At 58.1% G+C, this 15,610-nt stretch carries 14 protein-coding genes; 5 read left to right on the plus strand and 9 right to left on the minus strand.

Features of this window, described 5'->3' with window-relative positions:
* Positions 1-23 precede the first annotated feature (23 nt).
* Positions 24-932, plus strand: a complete 909-nt coding sequence (argB, locus tag VEB01_RS06735; protein WP_324873947.1) for an acetylglutamate kinase — start codon at positions 24-26, stop codon at positions 930-932.
* 27 nt (positions 933-959) lie between these two features.
* On the opposite strand, the gene VEB01_RS06740 is transcribed toward argB, so the two are convergent.
* The 3 genes from VEB01_RS06740 to VEB01_RS06750 all read right to left on the minus strand — a co-directional run bounded on the left by VEB01_RS06740 (position 960) and on the right by VEB01_RS06750 (position 3,805).
* Positions 960-1,970 (minus strand): DUF4124 domain-containing protein, encoded by a 1,011-nt coding sequence (locus VEB01_RS06740; RefSeq protein ID WP_324873949.1) that lies wholly within the window; start codon positions 1,968-1,970, stop codon positions 960-962.
* Positions 1,967-2,608 carry an orotate phosphoribosyltransferase gene (gene pyrE / locus VEB01_RS06745; protein ID WP_324873950.1) on the minus strand — a complete coding sequence of 214 codons (642 nt, stop codon included), beginning with the start codon at positions 2,606-2,608 and terminating at the stop codon, positions 1,967-1,969. Before pyrE ends, VEB01_RS06740 begins: the two co-directional genes overlap by 4 nt.
* A 192-nt stretch (positions 2,609-2,800) precedes the next feature.
* A complete protein-coding gene (locus VEB01_RS06750) occupies positions 2,801-3,805 on the minus strand; it encodes an AAA family ATPase (RefSeq protein ID WP_324873951.1) in 1,005 nt (334 codons plus the stop codon).
* Positions 3,806-3,939: 134 nt separating this feature from the next.
* Between VEB01_RS06750 and VEB01_RS06755 the strand changes: the two genes are divergently transcribed.
* On the plus strand, positions 3,940-4,701 hold the full coding sequence (locus tag VEB01_RS06755; protein ID WP_324873953.1) for a hypothetical protein: 762 nt from the start codon (positions 3,940-3,942) through the stop codon (positions 4,699-4,701).
* Between the two features lie 24 nt (positions 4,702-4,725).
* On the opposite strand, the gene purD is transcribed toward VEB01_RS06755, so the two are convergent.
* From purD to VEB01_RS06770, 3 genes are all read right to left on the minus strand, one after another.
* Positions 4,726-6,015 (minus strand): phosphoribosylamine--glycine ligase, encoded by a 1,290-nt coding sequence (purD, locus tag VEB01_RS06760; protein WP_324873955.1) that lies wholly within the window; start codon positions 6,013-6,015, stop codon positions 4,726-4,728.
* Positions 6,016-6,271: 256 nt separating this feature from the next.
* Complete coding sequence (locus VEB01_RS06765; RefSeq protein WP_324873956.1) at positions 6,272-6,781, minus strand: hypothetical protein; 510 nt, start codon at positions 6,779-6,781, stop codon at positions 6,272-6,274.
* Between the two features lie 168 nt (positions 6,782-6,949).
* Positions 6,950-7,402, minus strand: coding sequence for a glutaredoxin domain-containing protein (locus VEB01_RS06770; RefSeq protein WP_324873957.1), 453 nt, complete (start codon positions 7,400-7,402; stop codon positions 6,950-6,952).
* Between the two features lie 412 nt (positions 7,403-7,814).
* On the opposite strand from VEB01_RS06770, the gene VEB01_RS06775 reads away from it, so the two are divergent.
* Positions 7,815-8,723 carry a CHRD domain-containing protein gene (locus tag VEB01_RS06775; protein ID WP_324873958.1) on the plus strand — a complete coding sequence of 303 codons (909 nt, stop codon included), beginning with the start codon at positions 7,815-7,817 and terminating at the stop codon, positions 8,721-8,723.
* A 76-nt stretch (positions 8,724-8,799) separates the two neighbouring features.
* Here VEB01_RS06775 and VEB01_RS06780 read toward each other — a convergent pair whose 3' ends face one another.
* The 3 genes from VEB01_RS06780 to zwf form a co-directional block, all read right to left on the minus strand.
* The gene (locus VEB01_RS06780; protein WP_324873959.1) at positions 8,800-9,693 is read right to left on the minus strand and encodes a retropepsin-like aspartic protease family protein; all 894 of its coding nucleotides are present in this window, start codon (positions 9,691-9,693) and stop codon (positions 8,800-8,802) included.
* A gap of 363 nt (positions 9,694-10,056) precedes the next feature.
* The gene (gene pgl / locus VEB01_RS06785; RefSeq protein WP_324873960.1) at positions 10,057-10,764 is read right to left on the minus strand and encodes a 6-phosphogluconolactonase; all 708 of its coding nucleotides are present in this window, start codon (positions 10,762-10,764) and stop codon (positions 10,057-10,059) included.
* Between the two features lie 3 nt (positions 10,765-10,767).
* Entirely contained in the window at positions 10,768-12,243 is a 1,476-nt protein-coding gene (zwf, locus tag VEB01_RS06790; RefSeq protein ID WP_324873962.1) for a glucose-6-phosphate dehydrogenase, read from the minus strand.
* A 269-nt stretch (positions 12,244-12,512) separates the two neighbouring features.
* On the opposite strand from zwf, the gene edd reads away from it, so the two are divergent.
* Positions 12,513-14,333: a phosphogluconate dehydratase gene (gene edd, locus VEB01_RS06795; protein WP_324873963.1), complete on the plus strand. Its 1,821-nt coding sequence runs from the start codon at positions 12,513-12,515 to the stop codon at positions 14,331-14,333.
* 44 nt (positions 14,334-14,377) lie between these two features.
* Positions 14,378-15,001 carry a bifunctional 4-hydroxy-2-oxoglutarate aldolase/2-dehydro-3-deoxy-phosphogluconate aldolase gene (locus VEB01_RS06800; RefSeq protein ID WP_324873964.1) on the plus strand — a complete coding sequence of 208 codons (624 nt, stop codon included), beginning with the start codon at positions 14,378-14,380 and terminating at the stop codon, positions 14,999-15,001.
* The last annotated feature ends 609 nt before the right edge of the window (positions 15,002-15,610 follow it).

The raw sequence follows: 15,610 nt of genomic DNA on the forward strand, positions 1-15,610 counted from the left end.
CGTTTGATAGTCGCCCAACTACTGTGAAGAATCAGCAAATTTTGGAATTCGACACCGCCACTCAGATCGCCCACGTCCTTATCGAAGCGCTGCCTTACATCCAGCGCTTCAAAGGGAAGACCGTAGTCATCAAGTACGGCGGCAACGCCATGACCGAGGAAAGGCTCAAAAACAGCTTTGCCCGCGACATCGTGTTGCTGAAACTGGTCGGCATCAATCCGGTCGTCGTTCACGGCGGCGGCCCCCAAATCGGCAATCTTTTGCAGCGTTTGGGCAAGACCAGCGAATTCGTGCAAGGCATGCGGGTAACCGATTCCGAAACCATGGATGTCGTCGAAATGGTGCTCGGCGGATTGGTCAACAAGGAAATCGTCAATTTGATCAACCGGCACGGGGGTTCGGCGGTCGGCTTAACCGGCAAGGACGGCGACTTGGTCCGTGCCCGGAAGATTGTGGTCAAACAGCGCTCGCCCGAAACCGAGGAGCCGGAAATCATCGACTTGGGCCATGTCGGCGAAGTCGAGAGCATCGACTCGTCCGTGGTGGATATGCTGGTGCAAGGGGATTTCATCCCGGTCATCGCGCCGATCGGTGTCGGCGCCGACGGTTTTTCCTACAACATCAACGCCGATTTAGTGGCGGGCAAGATGGCCGAGGTATTGAAAGCGGAGAAGCTGATACTTCTGACCAACACCAAGGGCATTCTGGATAAGGACGGAGGTTTATTGACCGGGCTGTCCCTGTCCGAAGTGGACGATTTGATTTCGGACGGCACCATCACCGCGGGCATGATCCCGAAAGTACGCTGCGCCACGGATGCGCTTAAAGGCGGAGCCGCCAGCGTTCACATCATCGACGGACGGATCGAGCACGCCGTGCTGCTCGAACTTTTCACCGACCGGGGAATCGGCACGCTGTTACTGCGACGCTGAGCGGACGAAAGCCATTCTTTTCGGAACTTATCTGGCGGGACTTGCCAATCCCGCCTCAATATACGGCTTGAAGCCCGCACGAATCTTATGAATTTGGGGGCTGGAACAAAGCTCCTCCCCCACGGTGGACGGCCGGCAGCGAATATCGAGGAAAAGGATGTCCTCGGTTTTGCCGGCTATGCGGGTAACGGTCATCGCGAAGTCCCGATCGTTCCGCGGACTCGCGGTTTGCAGGATTTTGTCGTTATCGATGGACAATGACGTGCTGGTATGATCGAGAAGATAGGCGCGCGCCAGACTCCACGCCTTGTCGCAAACCGCCCCCACAGCGCAGGCAACGGCGCTGATGATGATGCCCTCGGTGCCGGGATTATCCGCCAGGCTAAGTGACTCCTGCCTGATTTGATGCCCTCCCAAATCTTGATGCTGGGCTTTGATCGATTTGAAGCGTGCGATGTCCTTGGCAAAGCTCTCGGAAATCGTCACCTTTTCGGCTTCGATGCGCTTTATTTTTCCGTCGTAGCTGGCTATCTGTCGGCGCGTCGTTTCGATCATGTCGTGCAGATTCTTCGCGATCGCCTGCCCCTTTCTCTCGATATCGGCAGCGCGCTTCTCGTGGCCGCTCAATAGTTCCTGTTGGCGCTGCTTATTGGCCTCGGTAATCTTGATCAAAGAGTCCAGCGTGTTCAGTTTCCCCTGCAAGGCCAGGTTCATCTCTTCCTCGTTACGGTAGGTCCTGAGCAGCGACAAGTCCCGATCCCGTTGCTCGGCCAAAATACGTTCCTGCTCAAGACGCAACTGCTTGAGCCGGTTTTCTCGTTCGATCTGTTCGGGAGATTTGGCACCCTCGAGCACTTCCACCTCACGCCCCTGGGTATTGAGCTTGGACCGACGGTGCTTGGCTTGATCGGGCGGAAGCTGGTCGGAGTAATGCACCGCGCCATGCTCGTCAACCCAGCGGTAAGTCTCGGCAACGACACTCGGGCCATAAACGGTGACCGCGAGCGCGATGAGACGAAAGCAATTTGAATATTTCATAGCACGCCGAATTGAGACTGGTATTCCCGAATGGCCTCAACGTCCGCAGGACGATTCGCCGTCTGCAAAAATTCGAGAATATCGTGCAGCGCGATGATGGAATAAACCGGCAGCTGAAATTGATTTGCGACTTCCTGTACCGCGGAAAGCTCGCCCCGTCCCTTTTCCTGCCGATCCAGGGTAATCAGAACGCCGCTCGGAACAGCCCCTGCGGCCCGGATGATTTCGACCGACTCTCTCACCGACGTGCCCGCCGTGATCACATCGTCGACGATTAACACCAAACCGGACAGCGGTGCTCCGACGAGCGAGCCTCCCTCGCCATGGTCCTTGGCTTCTTTGCGATTGAAGGCAAACGGGATTTCTTCACCGGTTTCGCGGGCCAGAGCCATCGCGGCGGCGCAGACTAAGGGAATACCTTTGTAGGCAGGACCATACAAAACATCGGCCTTGATGCCCTCGTGCAACATCGCTTGGGCATAAAAACCGCCGAGCTTGGCCAGGCGAGCGCCCGTATCAAAGAGCCCGGTATTGAAGAAATAAGGACTACGCCGTCCGGACTTCAGGGTGAAGTCGCCGAAGCGCAAGACGCCGCACTGCAGGGCGTAATCGATAAACTCCGCTTGGAATGGCTGCATGTCAGATTATCTCCGTAATCTCGTTTTCTAAGGTCCGTGGCGAGCACAGAGCAACGATGATTCTGTAACAGTTCGCTGGCTAATCGTTTCGCGTGCTATCGGCGAAAAAGTGTCAAAAATTTTTACACTATTCAACTTTAGCACATCAGCAATACCAAAAAGCCAGGGTGCTTGAACGTGTTGGCGGATCGGCTAAGGCACGGCCACCCGACGAAGCAATTCCTGGACGACACGATCCGGCGACACGCCTTCCGCTTCTGCCTCATAGCTCAGGATCAAGCGATGGCGCAGCACGTCCGGAGCGATGGATTGAATGTCTTCGGGGGTCACGTAATCGCGCCCGTTAAGCCATGCCCGCGCTCGGGCGCATCGGTCCAAGGCGATACTGGCGCGGGGACTTGCGCCGTACTGCAGCCAGCGCTCCAGTTCCTTGCCGTAGGCGCCGGGATTCCGCGTACTCAACACCAACTGCAGCAGGTACTCTTCCAGAGTGTCCGCCATGTAAAGGTCGAGTACCTCCTTTCGCGCCGTAAACAAGGTTTGCTGGCTGACGGACTTAAACTCGGCCTCCGCACCGGCATGCCCCCGCCGCGATTCATCCCGCACCAGGCGTAAGATCGCGCGTTCGTATTGAGCTTCGGGATAACCGATACGGATGTAGAGCATGAAACGGTCCAACTGCGCCTCAGGCAGCGGATAAGTGCCTTCCTGTTCGATGGGATTTTGCGTCGCCATCACCATGAACAGCTCGGGCAGCTTGTAGGTCACGCGACCGACCGTAATCTGGCGTTCCGCCATCGCTTCGAGCAGCGAAGACTGCACCTTGGCGGGCGAACGGTTGATCTCGTCCGCCAGCACCAGGTTATGGAACAAAGGTCCCGGCTGAAAATGGAAGGAGCCGTCCTGGGGACGGTAGACTTCGGTGCCGGTAAGGTCGGCCGGCAGCAAATCCGGGGTAAATTGAACGCGGTGAAAATCGCCCTCGATGGCCCGGCTCAGCACGTTGATTGCTCGGGTTTTGGCGAGGCCGGGCGCCCCTTCCACGAGGATGTGCCCGTCCGCCAGCAGCGCGATGAGCATCCGCTCGATCAGGACATCTTGGCCGATGATCTGGGCCGCCACGAACTGGCTGAGCCGTTGCAAATCCTGTTGAGCAGGCGATAAAGTCCTTTCGGAAGCGTCGTTCTCTTGAAGCATGCGGTAACGTAAGCCTTCTGGAAATTGATCGATTCTAGGCGTTTCAAAGGGACACATTATAATTGAACCCATCGTCCCCGCAGCGTGCAGATGTTCCCGGCAATTAGGCCCCTCAGAAGATGAACAGTTCTCCGATGATTCCAAATTTCATACCGGTCCGCCGGTGGGCGCTCTTGATGATGTGTGCCTTGCTTGTTTCGTGCATGACCTATGAGGATCGCATCCCCCCTGTGCCGCTGCCCTCATCGAACGGCGATCATGTGGACGTGGAAGGCGCACGGGTGGCGGCGCAGGCTTATGCGGATCCCGAACAGGCCGAGCAAGCATTCGGATTCGACATACGCGGAGCCGGATTGCTGCCGGTGCGCCTGGTAATCGACAATCAAAGCGCGAGCGTCGTCAAAGTCAACCCGCAACAAACGTTTCTGGTCGATCGGGACGGTCAGGCTTGGCCTCTGTTGACCGGTGAGCAAGCCCATAACCGGTTAGCGAGCGCCGTGCAATTCGGGGTAATGGCGAGAAATGCAGGGCAAGCCGCCGCATGGGGCGGCGGGGCCGGCGCGCTAACCTCATTCGCTATCGGGCTGATATTGGACGGCGGGCTTGGCGGCGGATTTAGCAATAATTTACTCGAACACGCAACCGTGGGCGCCGGTGTCGGGGCGATCGTCGGCGGCGGACAGGACTCCCAGGGCTTGGAAGACCGGATACGCAGGGACTTGATTAAGAAATCGCTCCGCAACCAGCGGCTACAACCCGGGGAATTGGCTTACGGCTATCTGTTTTTCCCCGGAAAGGAAGAGGCCCGAAGCGCTAAAACCCTGCGCATCGGGCTCGAATTGGACGGTTACCCGCAAGTCGCAAATCTGCCCTTAAAACCGCCGGCACCGCGCTAACGAGCCCGACGCGACGGCATATCGTCAATCCGTCGGCGTACGTCCTATAGCCCGGTAGCCAATGTCGGAGCGGTAGTACATGTTCTCCCAGTGAATCTCGCGCACCTGTTCGTACGCTTTCCGCTGGGCCTCCAATACGGTATCGCCTAGAGCGCACACGCATAGCACACGCCCTCCGGCGGTGACGGTCTTGCCATCCGATTGCGCCGTGCCGGCATGAAAGACTTTGGTATCCGCCTTTTCCCGTTCCGGCAAGCCCCCGATTTCGTCGCCCTTGATGTAATCGAAGGGATACCCGCCCGCCGCCAATACGACGCCAAGCGCCGCACGCCCGTCCCATTCGGCCCGGACTTCGCTCAACCGCCCGTTCAATGCGTTAAGACACAAATCGATCAGGTCGCTCTTGAGCCGCATCATGATCGGCTGGGTTTCCGGGTCGCCGAAACGGCAGTTGAACTCGAGCACCTTGGGCGTACCGTCCGGTGCAACCATCACCCCGGCGTAAAGGAAACCCGAGTAGGGGATGCCGTCCGCCTCCATGCCCCGCAGCGTCGGTGCGATCACCTCGTTCATGATGCGGCTATGGATTTCCGGCGTCACCACCGGTGCGGGCGAATAGGCCCCCATACCGCCGGTATTGGGGCCCTTGTCTCCGTCATCCCGCGCCTTGTGATCCTGGGAAGTAGCCATGGGCAGAACATCCAGTCCATGGGCCATGACGATGAAACTCGCCTCTTCGCCCCGTAGGAACTCCTCGATCACGACCCGATGGCCGGCCGAGCCGAACACGTTGCCCGACAGCATATCCGTCACGGCTTCGATCGCCTCGTCTTCCGACTGAGCGATGACCACGCCCTTGCCCGCGGCCAAGCCGTCGGCCTTAATCACGATAGGCGTGCCTTTTTGCCGGATATAGGCGACCGCCTCGTCGACCGCCGTAAACGTCCGGTATTCGGCGGTCGGAATGCCATGACGAGCGAGAAAATCCTTGCAGAATGACTTCGAGCCTTCAAGCTGTGCGGCACGGCGGGTAGGACCGAAGCACTTGAGTCCCGCCGCGCTGAACTCATCGACGATGCCGGCGACCAACGGCACTTCGGGACCTACTATTGTGAGATCGATGGCCTGGTCCTGCGCGAATGCCAGCAAGGCAGGAATATCCTCGGCGGCAATCGGCAGATTCTCCACGTTAGGTTCAGCGAACGTCCCGGCATTGCCCGGCGCGACGAAAATCTTCTCCGCCTTGGGCGACTGCGCTGCTTTCCACGCTAAAGCGTGCTCCCGGCCACCGCCGCCGACTATCAATACTTTCATGACTTTATTGCAGTTGAATCGATTTATAGGAACCTTTACTCACCCCATTTTAACCAATTCCATACAGCCGCTCGACCGAATAGCCCGTGCTAGTCGGTTGTTCCGGTTAAGGATCGGTCAAGGGACTGTAGAACTCTACGAAAACCTGCTTTTGTAAATCGAAGGATTCGAATCCTAATCGGAATTGGAGGCAGAGTCCGCTCCAGTTTCGCGCACGACAATCGGCTCTTTCACCCTTATCGTAAATTTCGTGCGATCAACCGTTCGGCTGCGCCTGAACAGAGGTCAGAAATCGAAGCCCTCCGCTCCCACAGATCACATATTGAACTTTCAGATGACTTCCCGCCGCAAACAGCGTCGGCAGTTGCGACTTTTTTTCTTCCGGCACTCCATCAACATCCAAATAATATTTATTCGTCACGCCTTGCTCGTCGGTCAGCAGCACGCCTTTTTTATAAGATTCAAAAATATCTTTTCCGCCCATCTCTTTTACGATCACCTCATGGGCTTTCTTCTCGGCCTCGCATCCAGGCCCGCCCTGCCCCGCGATCGTGATTTCGGCCGCACCCGGAGCCTCCAGTCGCGGTTGTGGGACAGGCGCCCTACCCGGCTCCTGCTCAGGTGCGGGCGGAATAGGTTCTTGGGTAGAAGGCCTTCTACCCATGATAAACAAAACGGCTACGATCAAAATTACTAGAGCGGCGGCGATCAACATCGCCCACCTGGCCCATCTTATAATCGAAAACTTCTGCTTCTCCGGCTGCATATCTCGTCCCTTCCGATATAAGTCAAATGAACTCTTATCGTCGATTTTCTAAACGCTGGCAAAACCGATGGGCGAATGCAAATCCAACTTTGCCGACGGCCCTTCCTGCAAATATGCCCCCGCATCTCTGCGGAGTCGATTGCACGACGCATTACGCCGGGTCAAAAACTAAATACCGGCATCGCCCAACATTGCCTCAAACTTAGACGGGGAAAATCCAATCATTTTCTCTTTACCGACCAGAATAACCGGTACGGCTCGCCCACCGAGCTGATCGAATTTAGTCTTTGCGGATCGGGACTTCTCGATATCGAGCTCATCGTAGGCAACCCCGTGACTTGCCATATACGCTTTAGCCTTCCGGCATACGCCACACCATTCCGTGGTGAAGATCGTCACTTTGCGCAATGCGGGGGAGTCTTCAACCGATGAAACTTCAGCCGAACCGGTATAAGAGTCGATCTTAACAACCTCGACTTTGGTGTTGGCGCCGCCCTCCGCATTACTATCGGTGTACGTCACCTTCCCGTCGGGACCTGTCACCTTGTAGACATCGGCTTTAGCCGCCGGGCCAAGAGCAACGATTAAGGACAGATAAGCGAAAGACAAGCACTTCTTCATAGACCCTCCAGTAGCATGTATCGAGAGCGGCGAAATATGCGAGACCGTAACATCCCCTATAGACTGATACGCCCGCACGCTCCCTGACTCCGTCTTCTTAAAGCCATTCTTCGAAAACATTTGACGGAGCGAATATTACCTATTGCGCACGGCTGTTTGCGCTTGCCCGCCCTTCAAGGCGAACTCTCTGAGTTGAAAAGAATTGATTCGGTCCCGGCCAAGTCGCACTCCGATAGTACCCGGAACATCTTCGGGCGAAGTCTGTCTCAGATTAAAGTCTTGTCCGCGAAAAACCAAAAATACTCGGTCTATGAGCCGGAAGCTCCCCGGAGTCAGTTGTCGGCTGATCGAGACGTCAATTTCTGCGAGATATTTCCGGCGGACCAAGAAAGAAATGACAAGGAGGTTAGAAGTGAATCGTTGCGCCCTATCGACACTGTTTATCTTGGTCTTCGCTGCAGGCACGGCTCACGGAAACAACGGAAGCGCCGTACCCCTTCGCTTCGACGCTACTCTCAGCGGATCCGACGAAGTACCCGCTCCGGTAAACACCCTGATGTTTGGCCGGTCGGATTTCCTATTTAACCCGGAAGAAACTGTCATGAGATTCATCCTGACATTTGCCAATGCCGCAAATGTCACCGGAGCCCAGCTGCATTGCGGCCCACAGGGTACGGCCGGACCCGCGGTAGTTTCACTTCTGAGACCCATTGAAGGCGGTTGGAATGGCTCAGTGGACATAAAAGCCATGCTAACCGATGCCAACATCATTCAAGGCGTGGATTGTTTCTCCACAACCGGGAGAAACATCGGCACTCTTGCCGATCTGGCCGCGACCATGAGAGATGGCAACGTCTATGTAAATATCACCTCCGCCACATTTCCCGAAGGCGAAATCCGAGGGCAGGTACAGGCCACGCTAAATGATTTGGCCTTATTGCTGCCACCCGGCACATTCCCCATTCCGTCGAGTGCAGCTATTGATTCCCCCGCCAGAGTACCTTTGCAGATTGGCGGAGAATCGGGCGCCTTCATTAGAAACGTCACCCCATCCCCTGAGACGGTGATCTCACTGCCCACAACATTCAATCCACCCCTGAGGGATACGACGACATCTCCGTCCTCAGTCTTCAATCCACCCCTGAGAGACACGACGACATTTCCGTCCTCAGTCTTCAATCCACCGCTAGAAACAAGCCCTTCATTTAATCCGGGCTTCGGTACATCCTTTGGAGCAGCGGGTTCGCAGGCAGGACCATTCCCCACATCGCCGGTCATGGAAGATTCTGTGTTTAGGGTATCGGGCTCTGTTATCAGATGACAACTTGGCGGGGCTCAACGCATTCCGGCGGCTGACTCATCGCCCTGTAATACGGTGTGCATTCAGTCACAGCGGGTCAATCGCCTTGCATGCACCTTAAAGCTTTGGCGTCGACGACCTTACCGGAGCCCATGCACTCTTTAACGGATCGCTTCAGAGCCAAAGGCTTATTTATCGGTTCAGCATCCCCCTCTTCAGGTTCATCTTCGTCAGGATTCACAAGTTGTTGAATTACCAAGCGCCCGTTTTGATGAATTAATCGAAGCCGTTGCAAGGCGCTCATGCCTAACAGAACGACGTCGTTTGGCGCATAGGAATTTAAAGCACCTGCGATATTCCGAAGCCGAATCGGTCCGAGCGACAAATTATTAATATGCGTCATGTAATTCGTAACGACTCCGTTAGCCGTCGAGGCCTGAATAGGCTGTGCCGCCGTAAGCTTAAGCTGCCATTTCAAACGTTCCGGAATCACGACCAGACTTGCCCCCGTATCCACTTCAAATACCACATCGTGCTGGTTAATTTGTCCTCTGACAAAAAAATTCCCGCTGCTGCCGGAAGGCAAAACCAATTCCAGAATCTTCGGCGAATTACCCGGAACGCCCTGCACACTAGGATCGGGTGCATAACTTTGAGGGGGCGGGGTTAGAAGTTGAGGCTGAACATGAATCCTGGGTTGCACGGCGACTTGCGCGTTACGGCTATCGGCCTGCTGCATAACGATCTCTTCCGACTTGGCCAACGGCTCTTTTTGGCGCCGGTCGTGCGTGCGGTCGAAGACTTTCGTAAACACCAGAACAACCAGAATCCAAGAGCCATAAGTCACAATAGGGCTTCGCCGCTTCTGCCAAGAAGGCCGACTCTCGGTCTCACGGAAACGGTAAGCGTCCCTTTCACGTTGCTCGTTAAATTGTGCTTCCTGCTTCTTTCTCACTTCCTCTCGATACCCGTCGCGATCGTATAAGCCCATCACCACTCCCTTTACAACGCGTGAATGCCAAAAGTTTAGGCGAAGGCCAAGATTCCGGGGTACAAGAGGTCAGAGCACGCGTTCTTATTCTTGGTTTGGAAGCCATTCATCGCACGACATCGCTAGATGACGGAAGCGGATCACCGTAGCTCGACGATGATGTAATGCCGACGTCGAGGGCGGTAACCGCCCGAAGGGAGCCGGGCATGGAAGCGCGGCATGACAAACCGGCACGACAGCCGGTTTGCACGGCAGCGCCGCCCGGAGGGTGCCGCACAGGGAGTATGCGGCATGAAAAACCCGGCCGCACGGCGAGCACCGCGCGAACGGACTCGGAATGCGCAGTAACTTTTCTGCTGGATCTCAGGTCCGCGCGGCGAATACCGTTACCGGCGTCTGCGTTTGCGTGAGCACGAAGCTCACCGGATATTGACGGTTTGGCGCAGCCAGCGCGGCATTGAATACCGCCACCTTGCCGGCGCCACCAAACTGCAGGTAAACCCGCCGCGCGTGCAAGATCCACGGCAAAGTCAGACTGATGCGTTCCGTCGGCGCCACCGCGCCCACTTGGGCAAGACAGGGCGGCGTATCCGCCACCGAGCCTTCCAGCGCCAATCCGGCGGTCAGATTGGGGCTGGCCGGGAACAGCGAGGCGGTATGGCCGTCGTCCCCCATACCGAGAATCAGCGCCGCAAACGGCTGAGGCAGGCTTTTAAAGATGGCCGCCAAAGTCGCCTCGGCGTCTTCGGCAGACGCCTCGCCGGTATACAGCGGCACAAAACGCGCCGCCGCCGCGCGGCCTTGCAGCAAATGGGCCTTGACCAGGGCAGCGTTGCTGGCCGGATCGGTCTCCGGCACCCAACGCTCATCGACCAGCGTGACGACCACGCGCGCCCAGTCCAAGTCTTCGTCGCGCAATGCTTCGAACACCGGCACCGGCGACCGTCCGCCCGACACGGCCAGCGCGGCGCGGGGCTCTACCTGCAACGCCGCGCGCAAGTCGGCGGCCACGGCCGCAGCGAGCGCCGGAGCGAGAGTCGCGTTATCGTCAAACCACCGGATGTCGACCATGCCTTAGCCCTCGTCGTGCCAGCCAAAACCGTCGCGCGACAGCAGCGCCGAAGAGGCCGACGGACCCCAGGTGCCGGCTGCATAGGGCTTAGGCCCGCTCGGATCGCTGGCCCAAGTATTCAGGACCGGCTCAACCCAGCGCCAGGCCAGTTCCAATTCGTCCTGGCGCACGAAGAGCGCCTGGTTGCCGCGGATGGTATCGAGCAGCAGGCGCTCGTAACCCTCGGCCCGGCGGGTCTTGAATTTCCCGGCAAAGTCGAGATCGAGGGATACCGGCTGAAGCTCCATCGAATTGCCCGGGGCCTTGGCATTGAGGTACAGACGAATGTATTCGTCCGGCTGCAGGCGAATGACCAGTTTGGACGGCGCGCGGGAACCGCTGCTGGGCAGAGGGAAGATATGGTGCGGCACGTCATGGAAATGGATCACAATTTCGGCGAGGCGGGTTGGCAACCGTTTGCCGGTGAACAGATAGAACGGTACCCCGGCCCAGCGCCAGTTGGCGATTTCCGCCTTAATCGCCACGAAGGTTTCCGTCTTGCTGTCGGCCGGGATATTTTTCTCTTCCAAATACCCCGCGACCGGATGACCGCCGGATACGCCCGCCCGGTACTGGCCACGCACCGTTTTCGCGTGTACGTCTTCCTCGGTGAACGGTACCAGGCACTCCAGCACCTTGAGCTTTTCGTTGCGGATCGCATCGGAATCGAGACTGGCCGGCGGCTCCATCGCCACGAAACACAGCAACTGCAACAGATGATTCTGCACCATGTCGCGGAGCGCGCCTGTCCCGTCGTAGAACCCGCCGCGGCTGCCGATTCCCACGTCCTCGGCAATCGTGATCTGAACGTTGCTGATCCACATCCGGCGCCACAACGGCTCGAACAGAGCGTTGCCAAAGCGCAAGGCCATCAGGTTTTGCACCGATTCCTTGCCCAGGTAGTGATCGATCCGGTAGACCTGCCTTTCCTGGTAGTGCTTGCCCACCTCCGCCGTAATCGCGTTGCTCGAGGCCAGATCGTGCCCCAGCGGCTTTTCCAGAACCACACGGCAGTTCGGACCGTTGAGCCCTTGCCGCGCAAGGTTAGTGCAGATCACGGCAAACAGGGACGGCGCAACCGACAAGAAAAATACGGTCACTTCGGCCGGGGAATCAGCCAGCCGCTGTTTCAGCAATTCGTATTCATCGGGACGCTCGGCGTCGATTTTGTCGTAGGACAGACGTTCGCTGAATGCCGTCCAGACGTCATCGTCCCAGTCGGCCTTGGGCACGAATTGTCTGGCCTTGTCCTCCACGATCGCCAGATACTCGTCTCGGGTGTAGTTTTGTCGCCCGAGACAATAAAGACGGCCGGACTCTACCAACTGGCCATTTTTGTGGCACTGGTACATCGCCGGCAGCAATTTGCGCGTCACCAGATCGCCGGTGCCGCCAAAGAAAACCAAGTTGAAGGATTCGGGAAATGGGAGCTGACTCACCGCATGATCCTCTTGTTATGACCGTGCCGACTCTTACTCGGCCTGGCTCGGGTTGCTCGAAGGCATGCCCGGAAATCCGGGCGAAAAAACGCCGCAATACTACTCGCCGCGCCCCTCTCTGTCCAGCCGAATTCCGAGCTAAACGGCCGTGTTTCTTGACACTCTTTTGTGGCTTGGATTAAATGTGCCCCGCTAATACACCGTTGCGAGGCATGCCCCTGCCCACCGCCGACGCCGCCCCAACAAGACCTCACTTCAGTTGAAATCGTATGTCCCTACATCCCACATTGCTCGCCGTCACCGACCGTATTCGCGCCCGTAGCCAGGCTCGGCGCGAAGCCTATCTAGCGCGCATGCAAAGCGCTTATCAGAGCGGCGTGACGCGCCACCGAATCAATTGCACCAACGTGGCACATGCCCAGGCCGCGATGCCGACCCATGACAAGCTGGTCTTCAAGGTCGACGTGGCGCCGAATATCGGGATTATCACGTCGTACAACGACATGCTGTCGGCACACCAGCCATTCGAACACTTCCCGGAATTGATCAAGGCCGAGGTTCGCGCGGCGGGGGCGACCGCTCAGGTCGCGGGCGGGGTGCCGGCCATGTGCGACGGCGTGACGCAAGGACAACGCGGAATGGAACTATCCATGTTCTCGCGGGACGTGATCGCGATGTCCACGGCGGTGGCGCTGGCCCACAATGTTTTCGACGCCAGCATGTTGCTCGGCGTCTGCGACAAGATCGTGCCCGGCCTGCTGATCGGCGCGCTGCGCTTTGGCCACCTGCCGGCCATCTTCGTTCCGGCGGGACCGATGACCACTGGCTTGTCGAATTCCGAGAAAGCCAAGATCCGGCAGCTGTTTGCCGAAGGCAAGGCCGACCGCGACGCCTTGCTCGAGTCCGAAATGGCATCCTACCACGGTCCCGGCACCTGCACGTTCTACGGCACCGCCAACAGCAACCAGATGCTGATGGAAATCATGGGCCTGCAACTGCCCGGCTCGTCCTTCGTCAATCCCGGCACCCCGCTGCGCGAAGCCCTGACGCGAGCCGCTGCCCGCCAGGCGGTGCATCTCGCGGAGAGCAAGTCCGCGCCCGCCCTATGCGACATCGTGGATGAGCGCACCGTGGTCAATGGCATCGTGGGCCTGTTGGCGACCGGCGGCTCGACCAACCACACGATTCACTTGGTGGCCATCGCCAGGGCAGCAGGCATCGAAATCAATTGGGACGACTTCAGCGATCTCTCGGCGGACGTCCCCTTGCTGGCCCGCGTTTACCCTAATGGCAAGGCGGACATCAACCATTTTCATGCCGCCGGCGGCATGGGTTATTTGATTCGGGAACTGTTGGATGCGGGACTGTTGCACGAAGACGTGGAAACCGTTCTGGGGAGTGGCCTGCGCCGCTGGACGGAAGAGCCTTGGCTCGACAACGGCAATCTGGCCTGGCGGCCCGCCAGTGAAAAGAGCCATGATCCGGCGGTTCTCGCGCCGGCCAGCGAGCCGTTCAGCCCGAATGGCGGTCTCGCCCTGGTGACCGGCAACTTGGGGCGCGGTGTGATCAAGCTATCCGCCGTGGCGGCAGAAAATCATGTGGTGCGCGCCCCCGCGATCGTTTTCGATGATCAGCAGGACCTAATCGACGCCTTCAAGCGCGGCGAACTGGAACGGGATTTCATCGCCGTGGTCCGCTTCCAAGGTCCGCGTGCCAATGGCATGCCGGAACTGCACCAGCTCACGCCTACCCTCGCCGTCCTGCAAGACCGGGGCTTTCAGGTGGCTTTGGTGACCGACGGCCGCATGTCCGGCGCGTCGGGAAAAGTGCCGGCGGCCATCCACATCTCCCCCGAGTGCGCGATGGGCGGCCCGCTGGCCAAGGTCCGCACCGGCGACATGTTGCTGCTCAACGCCGTGCACGGCCGACTCGAAGCCGAAGTACCGGAGGAGGAATGGGAACGACGCGAAATCGCGACCGCCGACCTATCCGGCAACCAGTTTGCCGTTGGACGGGAACTGTTCAGCGGTTTCCGCCAGCTGGCCGATACCGCCGAACGCGGCTGTTTCACCTTCCATTTTGACGACTGAGGCTGCGGCTGGCCGTTTTTTGAACCCAACTTAGAGACCCTTTTATGAATTTGGACCAGATTATTGCCGAAACCAGCGTGATGCCCGTGATGGTGGTGGATCGCGTTGAAGACGCGGTGCCGCTTGCCCGCGCCTTGGTGGACGGCGGCATTCGCGTGTTGGAGATCACCCTGCGCACCGCCGCCGGCTTGGACGCTGTGCGGGTCATCAAGCAGGAAGTTCCGGACGCGATCGTCGGCGTCGGCACCATCAGCACCCCGGAGCAACTCGACGCGTCGATTGCCGCGGGCGCGCAGTTCGGCGTGTCGCCGGGCACGACGCCCACCTTGCTCAAAGCCATCGTCGACAGTAAACTGCCGTTTTTCCCCGGCGTCGCCACGATGTCCGAGATAATGCAAGTGCTTGAAGGGGGCCTCACCGTCATGAAGTTTTTCCCGGCGGTGGCCGCAGGCGGAATCAAGATGCTCGAATCCTTCGGCGGGCCCTTCCCGCAGGTCCGCTTCTGTCCGACCGGTGGAATCAACGCGCAAAACGCGCCGGATTTCTTCAAACTCCCCAACGTCGTCGCCGTGGGCGGTTCCTGGCTCACCCCCAAAAACCTGGTCGCCAGCGGCAACTGGGCGGAAATCACGCGCCTGGCCCGTGAGGCCGCGGCACTTAAACCTTAACCCCCCCCGGCGGTCCTGCGCCGCCAAAATTTTTCACTCCCCCTGGGCTCTTCTTGTAGACCGTCCTATTTTAATATCCGCAAGAAGAGCCGCTAAAGATCCTTGGATTGGAAGCCAAGCAAAAACGCCCCCGATTGACTCACCTTTGACGTCCAACCCGGGGAGCCTTGGCCAGAGCATTTTCCGGTTTGGTGTAACACCCCCACAGTGTGCGGTAGCTCGGAAATCCCTTCCAATCGCAAACGAGCCTTTAGTCGGCTCCTTCCAATCGCAAACGGTTGCTTTAATCGCAACCCTTCCAATGGCAAACGGCGTCTCTGGGAGCGCCAGAGCCGCCCTTCCAATGGCAAACGGTTGTTTGAGTCAAAACGCCGGAAACTCTGACGCCCTTCGACCGGGCTCAGGACAGGCTTATTCCGGCCTACTACTGCTCAGATAACGGATTGTAGTGTGTAGGCCGGGATAAGGCGCTAGAGCATTTTCATATCTAGTGAAAGGAAACCAAGGGATCGGGAAGCGGTCTGATGAGTATTTGCGAAATGAGGAGCGGTGATGGCGAAAGCCTATTCGATCGATCTCCGGGAGCGCGTGATCGGCGCCTGTGATGAG

The organism is Methylocaldum sp., assembly GCF_035627495.1.
Lineage (GTDB): Bacteria > Pseudomonadota > Gammaproteobacteria > Methylococcales > Methylococcaceae > Methylocaldum.